9 protein-coding genes and 1 other RNA gene are annotated in these 18,033 nt (G+C 41.2%); 3 read left to right on the top strand and 7 right to left on the bottom strand.

Annotation, left to right across the window (positions count from 1 at the left end; genetic code table 11):
* Both C727_RS0113660 and C727_RS0113655 read left to right on the top strand, forming a co-directional pair.
* On the top strand, positions 1-3,783 hold the full coding sequence (locus tag C727_RS0113660) for a type I restriction endonuclease subunit R (RefSeq protein WP_017446206.1): 3,783 nt from the start codon (positions 1-3) through the stop codon (positions 3,781-3,783).
* Between the two features lie 231 nt (positions 3,784-4,014).
* The gene (locus C727_RS0113655) at positions 4,015-4,746 is read left to right on the top strand and encodes a hypothetical protein (protein WP_155949263.1); all 732 of its coding nucleotides are present in this window, start codon (positions 4,015-4,017) and stop codon (positions 4,744-4,746) included.
* A gap of 187 nt (positions 4,747-4,933) precedes the next feature.
* Here the strand turns inward: C727_RS0113655 and C727_RS0113650 are convergent, their stop codons facing one another.
* From C727_RS0113650 to C727_RS0113635, 4 genes are all read right to left on the bottom strand, one after another.
* The gene (locus tag C727_RS0113650) at positions 4,934-8,977 is read right to left on the bottom strand and encodes an NACHT domain-containing protein (protein ID WP_017446204.1); all 4,044 of its coding nucleotides are present in this window, start codon (positions 8,975-8,977) and stop codon (positions 4,934-4,936) included.
* 253 nt (positions 8,978-9,230) lie between these two features.
* Positions 9,231-10,445 (bottom strand): integrase domain-containing protein, encoded by a 1,215-nt coding sequence (locus C727_RS0113645; RefSeq protein WP_017446203.1) that lies wholly within the window; start codon positions 10,443-10,445, stop codon positions 9,231-9,233.
* Positions 10,446-10,626: 181 nt separating this feature from the next.
* Positions 10,627-10,992, bottom strand: a transfer-messenger RNA (tmRNA) gene (gene ssrA, locus C727_RS19400).
* An 86-nt stretch (positions 10,993-11,078) separates the two neighbouring features.
* On the bottom strand, positions 11,079-13,106 hold the full coding sequence (locus C727_RS0113635; RefSeq protein WP_017446201.1) for a reprolysin-like metallopeptidase: 2,028 nt from the start codon (positions 13,104-13,106) through the stop codon (positions 11,079-11,081).
* 127 nt (positions 13,107-13,233) lie between these two features.
* On the opposite strand from C727_RS0113635, the gene C727_RS0113630 reads away from it, so the two are divergent.
* On the top strand, positions 13,234-15,423 hold the full coding sequence (locus tag C727_RS0113630; RefSeq protein ID WP_017446200.1) for a YgiQ family radical SAM protein: 2,190 nt from the start codon (positions 13,234-13,236) through the stop codon (positions 15,421-15,423).
* A 9-nt stretch (positions 15,424-15,432) separates the two neighbouring features.
* Here the strand turns inward: C727_RS0113630 and C727_RS0113625 are convergent, their stop codons facing one another.
* The 3 genes from C727_RS0113625 to C727_RS0113615 are packed head-to-tail and all read right to left on the bottom strand — an operon-like array spanning position 15,433 to position 18,000.
* On the bottom strand, positions 15,433-17,535 hold the full coding sequence (locus C727_RS0113625; protein ID WP_017446199.1) for a TonB-dependent receptor plug domain-containing protein: 2,103 nt from the start codon (positions 17,533-17,535) through the stop codon (positions 15,433-15,435).
* Positions 17,536-17,546: 11 nt separating this feature from the next.
* Positions 17,547-17,726 carry a pleiotropic regulatory protein RsmS gene (gene rsmS / locus C727_RS0113620; protein ID WP_017446198.1) on the bottom strand — a complete coding sequence of 60 codons (180 nt, stop codon included), beginning with the start codon at positions 17,724-17,726 and terminating at the stop codon, positions 17,547-17,549.
* A gap of 19 nt (positions 17,727-17,745) precedes the next feature.
* Positions 17,746-18,000, bottom strand: coding sequence for a late competence development ComFB family protein (locus C727_RS0113615; protein ID WP_017446197.1), 255 nt, complete (start codon positions 17,998-18,000; stop codon positions 17,746-17,748).
* Positions 18,001-18,033 lie beyond the last annotated feature (33 nt).

The following is an 18,033-nucleotide window of genomic DNA, read 5'->3' as shown; positions in this document are numbered from 1 at the left end:
GTGAAATTCACAGAAGAAAGGCTAGAACAAGCCATCATTGAACTGCTAGGGAAAGAAGGCTATCCACATACTCGTGGTGAGGAGATTGAGCGAGCACCTGAAGATGTGCTGATTAAGTCCGATCTTCGTGAATTTCTAGCCAAACGTTATCAAGCGAAAGGTATTACAGCCTATGAGATAGAGCAAATCATCCATAAGCTTGAGTATCTTCCTGCTTCGGATCTCTACGATACCAATAAATCCATAATGAAGTTTGTCTCTGATGGTTTTTTGCTCAAGCGTGAAGATGCAAGCCAGAAAGATTTATACATTCAGCTACTCGACTACGTTGACCTAGAGAACAACCGCTATCGCATCGTTAACCAAATGGAGATACAAGGCTATGAGTTGCGTATCCCTGATGGGATTCTTTACATCAATGGTTTACCCCTTGTGGTATTTGAATTTAAGAGTGCCATTCGTGAAGAAGCGACTATATACGATGCGTATAAGCAGCTAACCACTCGTTATGATCGAGATATCCCTGAACTATTCAAATACAACGCTCTGTGTGTGATTAGCGATGGTGTGAACAATAAAATGGGGTCATATTTTGCCCCATACGAGTTTTATTACTCTTGGCGTAAAATTACGGGTGAAGATAAGCTAGACAAAGACGGTATTGATTCATTGTTTACGATGATCAGCGGCTTATTTAACAAGAAACGACTCACGGATGTGATACGCCACTTTATCTACTTACCTGACACCTCAAGCAAACAAGAAAAGATTGTTTGTCGTTATCCTCAGTATTACGCAGCAACAAAGCTTTTTGCCAATATCAAACAACATATGAAGTGTTTTGATGAGCACGGTAAGCTGGTGAGTGGTGACGGTAAGGGTGGTACGTATTTCGGTGCGACTGGTTGTGGTAAGAGCTACACCATGTTGTTCTTATCTCGTCTACTGATGAAAGATGTCGGGTTGGGCAGCCCAACCATCATTCTCATCACTGATCGTACTGATCTGGATGATCAGCTTTCGGGTCAATTCACCAATGCAAAAGGTTACGTGGGCGATCAAAACATCATCAGCGTAGAGAGTCGTGCTGAACTTCGTGAGCACCTGAAAGGGCGTAAAAGTGGTGGTGTATTCCTGACTACCATCCATAAATTTACTGAAGATTTGGAGCTGCTGACGGAGCGAACCAACGTCATTTGTATCTCGGATGAAGCGCACCGCAGCCAAACCAATTTAGAACAGAAAATTACTGTCACAGAAGACGGAGTGAAAAAGACTTACGGCTTTGCTAAGTATCTTCACGACTCTTTACCAAACGCTACTTATGTCGGCTTTACTGGCACACCGATTGACGCAACGCTGGATGTATTTGGTGCGGTTGTCGATAGCTACACAATGACCGAATCGGTTTACGATGAAATTACTGTTCGTATTGTGTATGAAGGCCGAGCAGCAAAAGTGTTACTCGATGGTCGCCAGCTTGATGAAGTCGAAAAATACTATAAAGAGTGTGAAGAAGCAGGAACAAACGAATACCAAATAGATAAAAGCAAAACGGCTATGGCGAGTATGTCTACCATACTGGGCGACCCAGAGCGTATCAAAGCCATAGCGAAAGACTTTGTTGAGCATTATGAGAACCGTGTTGAAGAAGGCACGACTCAAAAAGGCAAAGCAATGTTCGTTTGTAGCAGCCGTGAAATCGCTTATCAGTTCTACAATGAACTGATTGCGCTTCGTCCTGAGTGGGATGAGGTAAAAGTCTGTGAGGACGGTGCAACTCTATCAGAAAGTGATAAGAAGAAAGTGAAGCCGATGGAACGAGTCAAGATGATTATGACTCGTAACAAAGACGATGATAAAGCTCTGTGGAACAAACTCGGTAACAAAGAGTACCGTAAAGAGCTGGATCGTCAGTTTAAAAACGGTAAATCGAACTTCAAAATTGCTATTGTGGTTGATATGTGGTTAACGGGCTTTGATGTGCCGTTCCTCGATACCATCTACATTGATAAGCCTTTGCAAAAGCATAATCTGATCCAAACCATTTCAAGAGTAAATCGTAAATTTGAAGGTAAAGAGAATGGTTTGGTAGTCGATTACATCGGCATAAAAAAACAGATGAACCTTGCTCTTTCCCAATACACAGCGGGACAAGATCAGAACTTAGAAGACATTAAACAGTCAGTCATTATCGTTAAGGATCACCTGAGCCTATTGGATGGGCTGTTCCATAAGTTCGACTCTAAGCCTTATTTCAATGGTACTCCACTTGAGCAGTTACATTGTTTAAATGCCTCTGCTGATTTTGCACTTAGAACCAAGAAGTTTGAAAAGACGTTTATGGATTTGACCAAACGTCTTAAATCGGCTTATGACATTTGTGTGGGTAGCAGTGAGCTGACCAAAGAGCATAAGGACAAGATTCATTATTATCTAGCGGTTCGAACCATTGTATTTAAAATCACCACTGGCGGTGCGCCAGATGTAGAGCAAATGAACCGCAGAGTAAGGGATTTGGTCAAAGATGCTCTGATCAGTGATGGAGTCGAAGAGATCTTTAAGCTGGGTGAGAAAGACGGTGGCGAGATTGATATTTTTGATGATGATTATCTCGCCAAACTGGAGATGGTGAAGCAGCCCAATACGAAACTTCAATTGCTTCAGCAAATGCTTGCTAAGGCGATTGGCGAGTTTAAAAAGACCAATAAAGTGAAAGGTGTCGATTTCACTAAGAAAATGAATATGTTGGTTGAAAAGTACAATGAGCGTGATGAAAAGGATGTACTTCGCTCGGAAGTCATTAATGATTTTTCTGATGAAATTATTAACCTTTACAATGAACTACGTGCTGAAATGGCCTCGTTTGGTGAAATGGGAATAGATTTTGAAGAAAAAGCCTTTTACGACATTCTCATTTCATTGGCTCATAAGTATGACTTTACTTATCCCGAAGAGAAGCTGCTTGACCTATCTAAAGAGGTGAAGAAGGTCATTGATGACAAAGCTAAATACACGGATTGGAACAAGCGAGACGATATCAAAGCTGAATTGCACTTTGACCTGATCATTTTGCTCGATGAGTGGGGTTATCCGCCGATTGATCGTGATGAAGTGTATAAAGAGATTTTTGAGCAGGCTGAGAATTTTAAGAGAAACAATCCCAGTCGCGTCAGTAACGATGAGCGACCATCTGAACCAATTCCGTTGCTATTAGGAAATAAAAAACTCTATCGCGCTTCTCAAGTTTCTCGACTTGCTAATACTCAAGAACTAGCCACGATCACATTTAAAACCGAATTACCTTATGAGAGGGATTTTGGTGCGCTTTTCACTACAGGATATTACAGTGAGCTTAAAGAGTTAGGCATTGTTTCTTCGTTGATATTAGACACTACAATGATCGCTTTGTCAGAGTTGGAACAAGCCACTAAGGACTTAGATCTGCCTTTGTACGAAGAAGGTCGAAGTGGAGTCGTCTGGGCATTAAGATCGGCAAGAGACGGCAGTATATACAATGAATTTATTGCTTATGCTGTAGAGGTTGTTGGAGACGAGAATTTTCGGACGTACATTGAAAGTGCTATTTATGATGTCGCAAAAGCTTCATTCTGGGCATCATTTGTTTTGATTCCTAATGTCATACGAAAAAAGTACCAAAAACGTCGTGAAGAGAAAAATGATCAGGCAGTGATCGATGAGGCAATCGCCAATAGCCCGAATGTCGTCGATTTTAGGAAACATAGTAAATGGAAGAGTAACTCGGATAATTCTATCCACTAACTGAATAAACAGATCTGAAACTGGTAAGGCCTGAGATTCCCGGACACTTTTTATGGTAAAAATGTAACTGGAACCATAAAGAGGAAAATCATGGGTAAAGGTATCCGATATTCAGATGAATTTAAACAGATAGTAGGTGTCTAGAGAAGTCAGGCCTTACCAGTTTGTAATAATAAAAACTTTTCACAATTGGTTCTTACTGAAGCACCTAGAGACTTAAAAAATCAAATTATGTCTTGGGTAAGTAAAATGGGGCCTTTCTGGTGTGATCGCAGAACAGAAAATGAAGATGATTATTTCGAGTATAGTAATATTGATGTAACAGATCATGGGTTAGGAGAATGTGCGAGAAAGTCGATCATTTTGCAGCATGTTGCTTCTTTTAGCTTTTCTGGGCGTTATGATGTTACTCCTTTGCAAGTTAAACATGGTATACCAGAAGACGTAAAGGGAACTTATGACATTGATAACCTCTGGACTTGTAAGCAACTTTTAGATTCTTGCAAAACATCTTTGCCAGAACCGACTAATTGGCAAGAAGCCATAGAAAGGTTAGCTAAAGACTTTACAAGCCTGGTTTTTTCAACTAGTTTGTTGCAGCAAATCAATACCATGCCGTATAACAAGACCGTTTATGACAGGATGCGGGAGTTATGCCGTGTTTTAGAGGAGTATTTGGCTAGTAGGGATGAACAAGGAAACCGGACTGAGCGAACGAATTGTATTGTGAGAGAGTTTTTTCAAGGAGATAAGGCGTGGTTTTCTGATGAAACAGCTCAAGACAAAAGGGCGTTCCAAAGTAAACTTAGGTTTTTAGACAGTAGAGATGGAACTAAGAGGGAGTACAGTTTTCATGGGAAAATTAAGACACCTCAAGTCAGAGTATATTTTGAGTGGCCTATATTGCCAGAGCAAAAAGACATTCAAATTGTTTACTTCGGGCCAAAAATAACTAAAAAGTAGCTTCTATAGTGTAGGACCCTGTAACAGATTCTGTGTAATATTAGGCGACAATTAACTTGACCGGTTTTGGTAACCTTCTGACCTCTGTTTTTGGGTTCGACATTTTGGCTTCTCGGAATAGTTATAGAAATAAGCCTGAAGTCATTAAATGGTTTTGTGTAGGTGTGGTTTGACCGACGGTTACGCTTTAGGAAAGCGAGACATCTAAGACAAATACATCTATCAGCCCTTTGATCTCTGGTGGTAACTTTTCTTCAATACTTAATTTGAGATCCTGAGCACAGTTAATTCCAATATTTTTACGCCCAGCAATATCTTCATTAGCGCTAAACCATATGACAAGATATATACCCTGCTGTTCTGCATCAGGGTGAATTGAATAGCGTTGATACAACTGAGCGGAAGCTGCTGTATACAAATCCTTGTGCCATTGCCCTTTAGCTTCAATTACAAGTAGTCGTCTTTTACCTTCAATCATTTTCGCTGCTGTTATATCAATTCTATTTTGATTTTTAGTCTGATGTTCACGCGAAATAGCAATACTTTGGGGGTAAAGTACTAAGTTCAGACGTTCGGCAATTATCTCAACGCAGCTAACTTCATTTCGGTGTATAACTTTCCCGTTATCATCTTTCGTATAATATCGCGTAGCAGCATTGAATTCTCCTCCATCTATATCCTTCTGATAGTCTTCTAATTTTTGAAGAACAAGTTGTCGTAATCCTTCCACTGTAACAACAGCGTTATTGTCCAATAAATCCACAATTTTTTCTGGAGTAGGTGGCTCGAAATCTCTCAGTGACTTTTTCCGCAGCTGCTCAGCTTTTATGCTTTTCAACTCTCTCTGAATATCACTAAAAATGTGATCTTGAATAAGGCGATTAAGGACGGGAATTGCTTCATCAGGGACATCGCTGCCTATTGACCAAATAATGTCAGTAAGAAAACGATATGCAGTTTCTCCTTTTGGACTTCCAGTTCCCCAACTGCTAGGGAGGTGAACCTTCGGCCATTGATGAAAGAAAGCTACTAAAATTAATTCTATTTTAGTGGATGTCAGATTTGGCCAGTAAGAAGAACTATCTCGATTCATTTTACTTGAGTGCCCCTCAAACAAAAGTAGTGAGTCTCTATCATTTTTTAGCCAATCAAAATATGGCTTCGCTACTTGTAAATCCAGAAAATAGAAAGCTCTAACGAACCAAAACTTACGTTTTTGTTCGATGTTTTCATCATTTGTCTGTTCAGGGAATTTAGATAAATAATCAGAACAGCGGGTCCGAATGATGTCATTAAGTATATTTCTGTCTCCAAACTGCATTGCGAGATCGAACAGCGTATCAAGTGCGGAAAAACCTAACTCATCGAAACGTTCAAGCCATTCAATTGACAGCTTTGCCCGCAAGGGAGTGAATATTTCATCATACTTCAACATATCTATTCTCGGATGAGAGCACTGAGAATTTGCCAACTGCGGTTCGACATAAGAACGGAGATACTGCTCAATGGATTCATTATTAGGGAACAGTAAGTGATTAACTTCTGCTTTTAGAACGTCGTACTCGGTTTCATCAACCGCATCATAAGGAAAATCTAAGTTGGTCTTTAGAGCAAGGAGTAATCTTGGTTTAACTCTGTTTAGATTGCCATTTTTCCGCATTATTTCAAGACAAGAAGCAAAAAGTATTGTTTCAACATATAACCCAGTGGAGGAACATCGCAACTCGGCCAGTTTATTCAAGTCAGGGACATGTGGTTCTATGAATTCGAGGCAATTCCTGAGAGCGTTTTTCACAATTTCTGTATCGCCAAATTTCAGAGCAATATCTTTTGGTTTTGTAAGTATGGTCTGCGCAAATTGAACTAAAAAACTCCAATGACGCCCACTTTCAACAAGCTCTCTATTTTCTCGGATATATTGTGTACTTTCGGCATAAATTTCATTTTGTCTCTTATTTTTTCGCCGAGACATTCGATTACTTTTAGTTACCCATCGCCTATACGCTTCTTTTGCAGATAGCGAATCAGCTCTGTTAAATTTAGCCCATTCTCTCATAAGCATCGGCTTCTCCAATGCTTGAACTCGCATGTGACGTCGAAACTTATCTGGACCTCTTTCCTCAGCAGAACGGAGCCTGTTGTGTCTTGCAATAAAACTTACCCATAGCTCAGGGTTATTTTTATAAAATGCTAGATCAACTATATACTTGTGGTCCTCAAGGCATAAAGGGAGGCCTGAGTGCGATTGAAGATGGAACTTATGCATCTTGGTATCAAATATTATTTCGCGATCATTTAATTTAGCAAAAACATGCGAGAGAATCCCTTGTCTCAACTCTCTGTTTTCATATAGAACTTTTACAGAAGTACTATGTTGGGGCCCTATACTTTCATGAAAGTTTAAATTTTTAACCCAGCTCCAAACACGTAGTGGTTCATATGGTGGTAGCGCTATATCAAAATAACGGTCGAGCATATGTCCGACAATCTTACTTATCCCGTTTCGACAATCACATTCATAGGATTTTAAACCACAGGTACAGGTAAGGCCTCGAGTTAGTATATCTAACAGTTGCTCAACGTTTTCTTGATTTAATCTGAAGATTATAGACTTTATAAAATAACGAGATCCGATCACTCGTTCAAATCGAAGCTTATTGCTTGGATATAAATTTGCACAAGCCAAAAAGTACGTTTCAAGAAACGATAACTCAAACATATTTAAATCAAGGAGCTCCATTCCTTTAGCGACCACCTCAAGTGATGCTGGACTGGCTTCAGATAAAAGATTCGTTAAGTCTGATTCATACGCATAGGTGGTACAACCCAAAAGACATTTAATTGCATAAATACGATTATACTTGTCCTCTTGAGGATGCAAGAAGATCTGACGTAACTCATCTATCAATAAGTGAGCGATTGGAGATTCAATCAATAGTTCAAGAATTAAATTACGTAGTTGCCCATCTCCTTGGCTGTTAAGCAGTGCTTTGATATCTACGATAATATCTTCTGTGAAAAAGCCTGCAACACTAAACCTACGCGAAAAATCGCTTCTCCTAAAATATGGATCCGTTTCCTCGATTTCCTTCAGTTTAGTCAAAAGTAATTGCTTTGATGACGGGGCTAGCTGAGAGGGGTCTCCGTTTGCAAGGACTGCGTAAGGGTCGAGTTCAATTGCCGCATGCTGGACAGCCTTATTCCCCAAAGCAGCCATCCAGCCCAGTAGCCCACGAAGTTCATCTCTTACGGTAGAATTGGGCGCAATAATTGGTAGGCATTGATGTAGTGTTAGAGCATCTGCTGGGTCTACTATTCGCTTTGCAAGGTGGGCAGCTGCACAATACTCAGCTACGATTTTGTGGACTGGACGGTGTTGGTCAGTACTCTCCCCTGGCTTGAAAAGCCGAGTCGCAAGGACATTGAAAACTGATGGATCATTACCAGCAAGTGATGTAAGTAAAGGATATATGCGGTTTTCTTCGATTTCGCTGACGCTTACTCCTTCTGCTCCAGACAATAGCAGTTTGGCAAATACCTCTGACGAAATATCGACTTTTTGACTTGCGGAAAGTGATAGGCTGGTTCTTGAGGACGTTTGACTTACTTCTCTAGCTAAACGTTCCACTGCAAGTTTGAAGATAGATTGTTTATCTGCAAAGTTTCTTTCGCTTTCAAGATAAGCGTCAGCAAACATTTTCAGGAACTGAGGATTAGGCAGAAGGGCTTCCAGATCAAATCTACATACTTCTGAATAGAATCTAGTGAACTCTTCTCCTGGTGCATGGTGCTCAAAGATCGCACGTTGCTCAGAATCACCGAACTCGCAGAGCCTAACCACCAATGGTTCAATTCCCAAAAAATTCTTAACTGCATTTGTGGCAGATATATCCCACTCACTAGATCTGCTAGAAATAATGACATGAGTGGGTTTTGCCATCGTTATCTTTGCCAGAAGTTTATGAATGCCACTTTGATCAATTTTGGCCAGTTCATCAAAAGCATCAATAACAAGTGGTGAATTCTCGTGTCTAGCGCCTAATTGTACGAACATGTTTGCGGTAACTGAAGATGTACCCAACTGTTGAGCCAAACTTCCAAGAAGTTCGGTTTTACCACTTCCAGGTTCGGCTAACACGACAACGTAATTTGAAATAGCTAAGAGCTCTACTTCTGAGAAAGTCTTGTCTTCATTTGAGAGTCTACGCTGTAAATATAGCTTCGAAAACATAGGCAGCAGTCATTTTCCTGAGGTAAAAGGGTGTAGAATTACTCGAAAAATCTAACAGAGTTTTTAGGTAATGTCTTTAAGCAATATGGGTATAATTAGTCTGTTATAGGTAGCCGACATAGAGCAAGCTTGAAGGGCGCCGAGTTATCTTCCAGCAATTTGCTGACACTCTGCTCTCCAGAGCTCTTCATTTTTTGTCTGAGTTCTGTCTTATCCATTGAACACACATTAGTCTGCACTTATTCAATTAATGCTATTTAATAGAAACATTTACATTTGACGCCTTTTCTATATAGTCACTCCACCAGCACATCATTTCCCTTCTCCTTTCAATATATTCGGCACGGTTATATGCCGCTCTAATCTGGTTCTTATCCTCATGCGCTAGCGCTGATTCTATTAAATCCGGATCAAAGCCATGTTCGTTTAGTGCTGTACTGGCTATCGAGCGCAATCCGTGACTGACTAATTTGTTCTCATAACCCATTCTTTTTAAAGCCATATTAGCAGTTTGGCTGTTGGTGTGCGACCGCGGATTACGGTCAGCAGGGAACACATATTCTCTATGGCCGCTAATGGGCCTCATAGCCTCTATAAGCGCCAAACACTGGTCAGTTAATGGGATACTATGGTCTCTCCGTTTTTTCATCTTAGAAGCCGGTATACGCCATATTTTATTTTTTAAATCAATTTCTTCCCATCGTGTAGTTGCCGCTTCTATTGGGCGTGTCATGGTATGCAGTTGCCATTCAATCAAATAGCGTGTTGTTTTCCTTATACTAGCAGTATGGATAGCCAGCATAAGTTTAGGCAACTCAGTTGGTGGCACTGATTTCATCGACTCTTTTTTAGGCTTTTTAAAGGTTGCTCTTATGTTTGTTAGTGGGTTTGCTGGGATAAGTCCAGAGTTAACAGCATAAACCATTATTTCATTTAATCGTTGTGTCACTCTTTTTACTGTCTCTAAGCTTCCTTTGGCTTCTAGTGGCTTTAATATAGAGATTACCTCTGGTGCTGTAATCTGGTTGATCGGTGTATCGGCAAGCGTTGGAAATATATGGTTTTCCAGCGATCTCCAAATATCCTCAGCGTAGTCTTTGGTTACTTCATCTTTCTTTAAATCAAACCACCGGCGTGCAATCATAATTAGTTTGTTCTCTGTTAATTGTTTATTGTTTGCAATGCTGGAGTTTCTATAACTTTTGGGATCTACACCCTTAGCCAGTAAAGATCGATATTCGATAGTCTGGGTTCTTGCATCAGCTAGTGAGACTGCCGGGTAGGTTCCTAGCCCAATGTTCACTCGCTTTTTCGTATGAGGGTGTATGTAATTAAGGTTCCAAAGTCGTGAGCCATTGCTTCTAATCCGTAATTGCAAACCATTGCCGTCGGAAAGGACGTAGTCTTTCTCCTTGAGTTTGGCATTTTTGACTTCTGTTGCCGATAAGCTGGTGGTTTTTCTAGCCATTTGTGTTCCCTTTACGCTTTTGTATTCCAAATACTCTAATACAAAATCTGGAATACTAAAAGGAATACTAAATGTTCTGGTTGCCCACGGATTTCCTTGGACATTACTGGACTGAATATATCTTAAATATATGGTTTTTATGGTGTTTTTGGATGTTGTTGGACGTGTATGGAAGTGATGGTGGTGGAGCCGGGGGGATTTGAACCCCCGTCCGAATAACCGCCGTCCTCGGTACTACATGCTTAGTTTGTTTTTAATTTCACTTGGTAGCTGCGAACAAACACGCCACTGCCAAGCTAACCTGAATTAGATTTCATGCTTCAGCTCTCAGGTGGGAGCATCCACACTATACTGTTTGGGTTTGAACTCCTGTGATTCCCCGTCTTACAGTCGGAAGCTAGGGCAGAAGTGCTACTAGCAGGTTATTAAGCTGCTAAAGCGTAAGTTTCGTCGTTTGCGACTATTTTTTTGCGGCTTTTTACGTGGCCAACCGCCCCACGGCATGCACCTTGGAGTTTTAGAAATCCGTCGAATCCTAATCGGCCCCTGATCAGGGAAACTCTCAAAGTAGGGCGGGAGTGTAAGGCTTTTAAACCTAAACATCAAGCCCGCCTGTTAACTAAATATGCACTTTTATGACAGTTTCAAGGGGCGGCGAATTAAAATAAGTAAAATAATACCTAGGGTAAAAGCACTGCTACTACCGCCGCTAGAGCTGTTAGTGGCGTTTGCTAATTCTGTAGGTGTCGGATAACTGGGTTTTGCTGAGGTTGGTGAGCTTTCATCTAGCACTATAGTCACAGCACCAGATGCTATGTTAAAAAAACTGCGTTGACTACAGGCCACCATAACATGGCCATCATAAACACGAATGTTGGGTAACGATACCTTATATTCGCCATTGTTATCCACCTTAGCGGCTAACAGCCAGTCAAAGGTCAGTTCACTGGCAGTATCCAACCAGATGTCTACTTGTTTGCAATAAAAACGGGTGTTTGCGTCATTCCATTTAACGAGCAGATTTTGTAAACCTACTAACTCTATATCGTCGGCAGGTTCAGTAACGATAAAAGGCCCGCTATTGGCATCCAGCGATACCCTTTGAGTGGTTTGCGCTACACTGCCTTTATTATCACGTACCGTTAACTTAAACCGATAGTCACGTTCTGATGCACTAAGGAGCTCATCTCTGTTGATGCTGTTAAATACAATTTTTTCTAACCTGGGTAAAAAGCGGGTTGGGTTTTCGGAAGGCAGATAACTTCTAAACTGGGGGCCACTTTTTGCATCTTGCCAATCTTCATACGATTCGGTTTCGCTGCCTAAATTGTATTGCTCCCAACTATAACTTAAGCTGTCGTTATCGGCATCGGTAGCCTTGGCTTCAAGTATAAATGGTGTTAGCGCAGGAATGGTTTTGGTGGTTAGTATTGAAGTAATTTCAGGGGCATTGTTGTCTTGGTTAATAACATTGCCACAGGTGCGGCCGAAGCCCGAGTCCACAAATTGGTTTATCTCATCAATACTGTGGGCATGAAAGGCCGAGATAGACGAAAATTGCACATTTTCTGTTTTGAAAGTTTCTTGGCAAAGACCCGCATAACCCATTATAGTGACACCACTACCTAACTCGTAGGCATCATCTGGGCTTCTAGCGCCTACTGCACCACAATTGCCGGCAGTACCGTTAAAGGTATGATGAGCACCAAACTGGTGGGCAATTTCATGAGCAACATAATCAATTGCAAACAGGTTACCAAAAGGTTGAGGGTAGGCCGAAATTCCTTGTGCTTTATAGGACTCAACACAAACGCTTCCCACTTGTGCAAGCCCACCACCCGCAGTGCCAAACAGATGACCAATATCATAGTTTTCGCTACCAATGCGGTTATCTATCTGGTTTTGCAATACATCTAAATCGTTTTCAAATTCGTTCGATTGATCGCTAAATGGATCGCTAGCCGGATCGGTAAAAAATAATAAATCTGTGTTATCCACTAGTACTAAAGAAATGCCCAAATCACGTTCAAATACTTGATTTACCCGACTTATGGTATTAACCACCTGTGCTAAAATACGGGGTTTATTGTTATCAAAAAGCTGATTGTAACCTGACGTGGTTGCTACGGCTAAACGGTATTGAATCAGTTGCTCGGGTTTTTGTAACGAGCCACGCGCAGCGAGTTCAATTTGCGGGATTTCATTGAATATTTTATCAGTCATTAACGGTTTGCTGGTTTGCATTTGCAAATCAAAAACATCTGAACTTTGCTGAGTCAGTCGCCAGCTTAGATGCTGATCTTGATAATCGGCAATTAGTCCTGAGTCTGCCAAGGTCAACACGATTAAGTTATCAGGTTGATTAACTTGGTGTCCGCTAAAAGTATGCAAGTTGGGGTAACGCTTGGCGAGGTTATTTTGCAGTATTTCGCTGCGCGAGAGGATAAAAGTTAGTGGTTGTATATCGCTGGTGGGTAGCTGTATTTGAATAAACTCGTTTGCGGCTAAGCTTTTTAACTCGTCTATTTGTTTTATTTCACTTTGAGTAAATTTTATTTGCAATGGTTCTTCCGGCGAAGCAAACCGACTTTGTGATAGGGTTTGCCAAGCTAAGCTATTGGCACTAAACGTAAATAAACACCAGAAGACAAAATAGCGCATACACCACCTAAGTTTTTTAACTTTAATCTACTATTAAGCCTCGTTTTAACCAATAGATCAAAGATTTTATTCAAGTTGGCTATCTGGTAAACTGCCGCCCCATTTTTGGTAGTCAAGCGGGTTAATTATGGTAGCCAAACAACATATGCAAAGAATGCGCGCTGAGCGTGATCTATTTTCTTACACTGATGGTGTGCATGCTGCGCAAGCGGCACCTTTTTTACCCATGTCTCGCAAAGAAATGAAACAGCTCGGTTGGACTCAGTGTGACATTATTATTGTCACGGGGGATGCTTACGTTGATCACCCCAGTTTTGGTATGGCGGTAATTGGCCGTATGCTAGAAGCGCAAGGTTTTAAAGTGGGTATCATTTCACAGCCAGACTGGACGAGCAAAAAAGACTTTATGAAACTGGGCGAGCCAAAACTATTTTTTGGCGTAACCGCGGGCAACATGGATTCTATGATCAACAGGTATACCGCAGATCGTAAGTTGCGCCATGACGATGCTTATACTGCGGGGAATGTTGGGGGCAAACGTCCTGATCGTGCGGTTACTGTTTATACTCAAAGGTGTAAAGAAGCTTTTAAGGTACCCGTTGTGATTGGTGGCATAGAAGCGAGTTTAAGGCGGATTGCGCATTATGATTATTGGTCAGATAAAGTGCGCCGCTCAGTATTGTTTGACTCAAAAGCGGATATGCTAATTTTTGGCAACGCTGAACGACCACTAGCGGAAGTTGCGCACCGTTTTGCTGCTGGTGAAACCTTAGCCGAAATGCAAAATATTCGCGGTACCGCTGTGCTCCGAAAAGAGCCATTACCAGGTTGGTTTGGCGTTGATTCAACCGAAGTTGATCAAATAGGTAAAATTGATCCTATTCCCAGCCCCTACGAAATGATTCAAGAATCAAGCTGTGACAGCAAACAAAGCGAAGCCAACCCGCAAGAAGCTAAAGTTGTGCAAATTCAGCCTGCTAAAACTCGGCGGCCGTGGGAAATGACATATGTTAATTTACCCCCTTATGATGTGGTGCGCGCGCAAAAAACTTATTACGCACATACCTCACGTATTTTACATCAAGAAACTAACCCAGGGTGTGCACGGGCTTTAGTACAGCGCCATGGTGACCGCATTGTTTGGATTAATCCGCCCGCCTATCCGCTAGAGACTTCAGAAATGGATGCAGTGTTTGATCTGCCGTACGCTCGGGTTCCACACCCAAGTTATGGCAAAGCAAAAATACCTGCGTACGACATGATAAAAACCTCGGTGAATATCATGCGAGGCTGTTTTGGCGGCTGTACTTTTTGTTCTATTACAGAGCACGAAGGTCGAATTATTCAAAGCCGCTCCGAAGAATCTATCATCAAAGAGGTTGAACAAATTCGCGATAAAGTGCCAGGTTTTACCGGCGTTATCTCTGATTTGGGGGGACCAACAGCTAACATGTATAAGTTGCGCTGTAAACATCCTAAAGCTGAGCAAACTTGCCGCCGGATGTCTTGTGTGTGGCCCGATATTTGTGGTCACATGGATACAGACCAAAGCCCCACGGTTAATTTGTACCGTAAAGCTCGTGCTGTAAAAGGCATTAAAAAGATCCTCATCGCTTCAGGTGTGCGTTATGATCTTGCCGTAGAAGATCCAAACTATGTAAAAGAATTGGTGCAACATCATGTTGGTGGTTATTTAAAAATTGCACCTGAGCATACCGAAGAAGGGCCATTAAATAAAATGATGAAGCCAGGTATGAGCACTTATTACAAATTTAAAGAGCTATTTGACAAATACTCTAAAGAAGCAGGAAAAGAGCAGTATCTAATCCCTTATTTTATTTCGTCGCATCCTGGCACAACCGATCAAGATATGGTCAATTTGGCGCTGTGGCTAAAACAAAATAAATTTAGATTAGATCAGGTGCAAAACTTTTATCCATCGCCAATGGCAAATGCAACCACTATGTATCACACAGAGTCTAATCCTTTGCATAAAGTCACTCACAAAAGTGAAAAGGTGTTTATTCCACGAGGAGACCGTCAACGTCGCTTGCACAAAGCTTTGTTAAGATACCATGACGAAAATGGTTGGCCAATTATTCGTGAAGCGCTTAAAAAGATGGGATTAAGCCGCTTAATTGGTAACGGAGCAAATCATTTAGTACCACCAGGTCAGACCCAAAAAAAGAAACCTGGTCAATACCAGAAGGCTGCAACTCGTTTTACTAAAAATCAGCCAGGTTTGCACAACCAACAGCAGCCTAAAAACAAAACAGGCGCTAAAAAGCGCCCATTTAAAAAAGCGAAATCCAGCTAACTTAGCCCGCTAAAAGGCAAAGCTAACACCGGCTAACCAACTGCGACCGCGGTTGGGAACACCGCCATCTGCTAAGTTACTAACAGAGGGCGTGTAATAATCTTCATCTAAAAGGTTTTTTACGGTTGCAAATAGGTTAGCATGCTCGTCAAGTTGATAGCTTACGTGAGTATTTGCGACCCAGAAGCTGGGCAAGGTTTCTCTTGCATTATCTTGCCTAAACATTTGGTTCTGTTTATCACTTTGATAATTAGCACTAAAATTAATGTTCCATTTGTCTATTGCATAATTAACGATGGCATAAGCTAAAAAGTCAGATTCTCGATACTGTCCTTCCGACATATTAAAAATATGTGTTAACCCCGTTTGCAAGCTCAAATTTTGCGTTGCAAAATAAGTTAATTCAGCTTCTAAACCCTCGGTCTTTTGGCTCTCAGACGAGTTAATTAGTTTAACCACCTGATTTTGAACCCCAATTAAAATGGCATCGTCAATCTTATGCTGAAAATAAGTCAAAGAGGTTGTAAATTCTTCAAAATTCGTTAGCCAAATGGCGTCTAGTGAACGAATGGTTTCTGCGGTTAAATCTGGGTTGCCTTCAACTAATGTATTGTTCGCTAAACCAATTTCATTTAATTGAGGTGCTCGGTAAGCTTCGCCATAATTTGTTTTAAAGGTATGGGTATCGTTAAAGTTATGCACTATGCTCAAGCGTGGGCTATTACTGGTACCGCTATCCGTATAATCATCATGCCTTATGCCGGCTGTAATTTCAGTATCGTCACGCAAGCGCCATTGGGCTTGTATAAAAGCGCCATAAATTTCACGCTCGGTGGCACTTACAAATTTTACCGCGGGTTTAAAGTCGCCTTGATAATAATCTATCTCCATATCTTGCGGTGGCGGCACCGGCAGGCCAAAAATTTGAGCCATACAAAGCTGGTTGGTCAAACAGCTTGCGTAGTCAAAGTTGGTCTGACTCGTATCTTGGTTTAACTCACTCTGGCGGTACTCTAAACCCAAACTTAATCTAAGCGTGTCGCTCGGTTGATAAAAGTTATTCACTCGTATGCCATGTGCGGTTTCTTCAATCGGGGTTAAAGCAATTAAAGGTTGTTTCGATTCAGGATTGCTAAAACCACTAAAAGTACCGTAGGCTGAGCCTTGGATATATAGCTTATTGTCGTTTTTACGGTAATCAAGCCATATCTCGCTATGTGCATTTTCAAACCAGTCTATATGTTGGTTTAACGTCACAAATAGTGAGTCGGTCTCAGAGCGGTTAATACCAGGGCCCGTATTACCTTGTAGGTAAAAGTCCTCTGATTCTTGGTTTGAAGATATTACTTTTAATTCGGTATCTTTGTATTGCAGGTTAAACAATAATTCGCGATGAGATTCTTTGTCTGTTAGCTCAACTTCCTCACTCGGATCAAATGAGTTAGTCACATTGGTGTAGTTGTCGCCACTGCTTTTACCCACGGCAGCAGATAAATGAACACTGATGTCTTCGTATTTAAAACCAGTACTTAATGAGGCTTCTGTCACCCCCATATTACCAGTGGCTAAACGAGTATGAGTTTGTTCGTTTTTCCTAGTAAGCACGTTTATCACAGCTAAAAAAGCATTAGAACCATACAAAGAGGAGCCTGGCCCTTTAATCACTTCTATTTTTTCAACAATAGATAAAGGCACCAATGCCATGGAAAATGCGTTGTTCCCCGAATATTCTGTGTTTATACGTTGGCCATTAATGAGCAGTAATATTTCTCGGCCACCGACACTGGAACTCCGCCCGCGCGACGATATTTTATTAAAACGAGCATCACGGTCAGATTGAGTGCTTTGCATCCCGGTAACATAGTTTAAAATCTCGTCTAAGCGACTAAATCCTAGCTGATTGATGTCTTGACGGGTAAATACAGCCGCACTACCTGGTACATTCACCAAGGTTTCGTTGCTTAACGTGGCGCTGGCAACTTCCATTTGCATTAATTCTTCGATCGACATCGAAAATAAATCATCTTGCGCCCAAACAAACCCTGAGCCAAAAATCCCTGACGTGAATAGCGCCGTTTTAATAAAGTGGGCGGACATTGTTTTTAACTTCATATAATATTCGCTTAAACTTCTCGCTTAATGTTAGCAGTGGGTGAGTGGAGCTCAGCTTGTTTATTGCTAAAGTCTTGCTCGACTATCTTTAAAGCTTTTAACACATCAGCAGGCGCAACCTCGTTTGACTCTAACAAGTAAATCAAATCAACGGCTAATTTTACGTGGTTAGGCGCATTTTCTAAAGACATTCGTTTAAAAATCCTCAACTTACATTAATCTAGCTAATGAATCTTCAATAGCTTGGTGAACCGCTTGTTTCATTTGCTCTCTTTCTTCACTTGACAAGTAGTAGGCTAGATCGACATCATGGCGAATATATTTCGCCGGTAATTGGTTTAGCGTTAGACAAATTAAGTCGGCCAATTCGTTGTCACTGAGCGGTTCCGGTCCTGGATGCTTATTTTCTAAAGCTTCGGAGACTAAGGTTTCATAATAATTGTGGATTTCGTCACTAATTTTCATTAAATAAACCCTTGAAACTATAGATTTTAATAG

The sequence above is a fragment of the Gayadomonas joobiniege G7 genome (assembly GCF_000300815.1).
In the GTDB taxonomy this organism is placed as follows: domain Bacteria; phylum Pseudomonadota; class Gammaproteobacteria; order Enterobacterales; family Alteromonadaceae; genus Catenovulum; species Catenovulum joobiniege.
This window is presented reverse-complemented; position numbering and strand designations above follow the sequence as displayed.

Coding starts and splice junctions, on each gene's coding strand:
- C727_RS0113655 (WP_155949263.1), top strand. CDS start 4,015: ATGTCTTGGGTAAGTAAAATGGGGCCTTTCTGGTGTGATCGCAGAACA.
- C727_RS0113650 (WP_017446204.1), bottom strand. CDS start 8,977: ATGTTTTCGAAGCTATATTTACAGCGTAGACTCTCAAATGAAGACAAG.
- C727_RS0113645 (WP_017446203.1), bottom strand. CDS start 10,445: ATGGCTAGAAAAACCACCAGCTTATCGGCAACAGAAGTCAAAAATGCC.
- C727_RS0113635 (WP_017446201.1), bottom strand. CDS start 13,106: ATGCGCTATTTTGTCTTCTGGTGTTTATTTACGTTTAGTGCCAATAGC.
- C727_RS0113630 (WP_017446200.1), top strand. CDS start 13,234: ATGGTAGCCAAACAACATATGCAAAGAATGCGCGCTGAGCGTGATCTA.
- C727_RS0113625 (WP_017446199.1), bottom strand. CDS start 17,535: ATGAAGTTAAAAACAATGTCCGCCCACTTTATTAAAACGGCGCTATTC.
- rsmS (WP_017446198.1), bottom strand. CDS start 17,726: ATGTCTTTAGAAAATGCGCCTAACCACGTAAAATTAGCCGTTGATTTG.
- C727_RS0113615 (WP_017446197.1), bottom strand. CDS start 18,000: ATGAAAATTAGTGACGAAATCCACAATTATTATGAAACCTTAGTCTCC.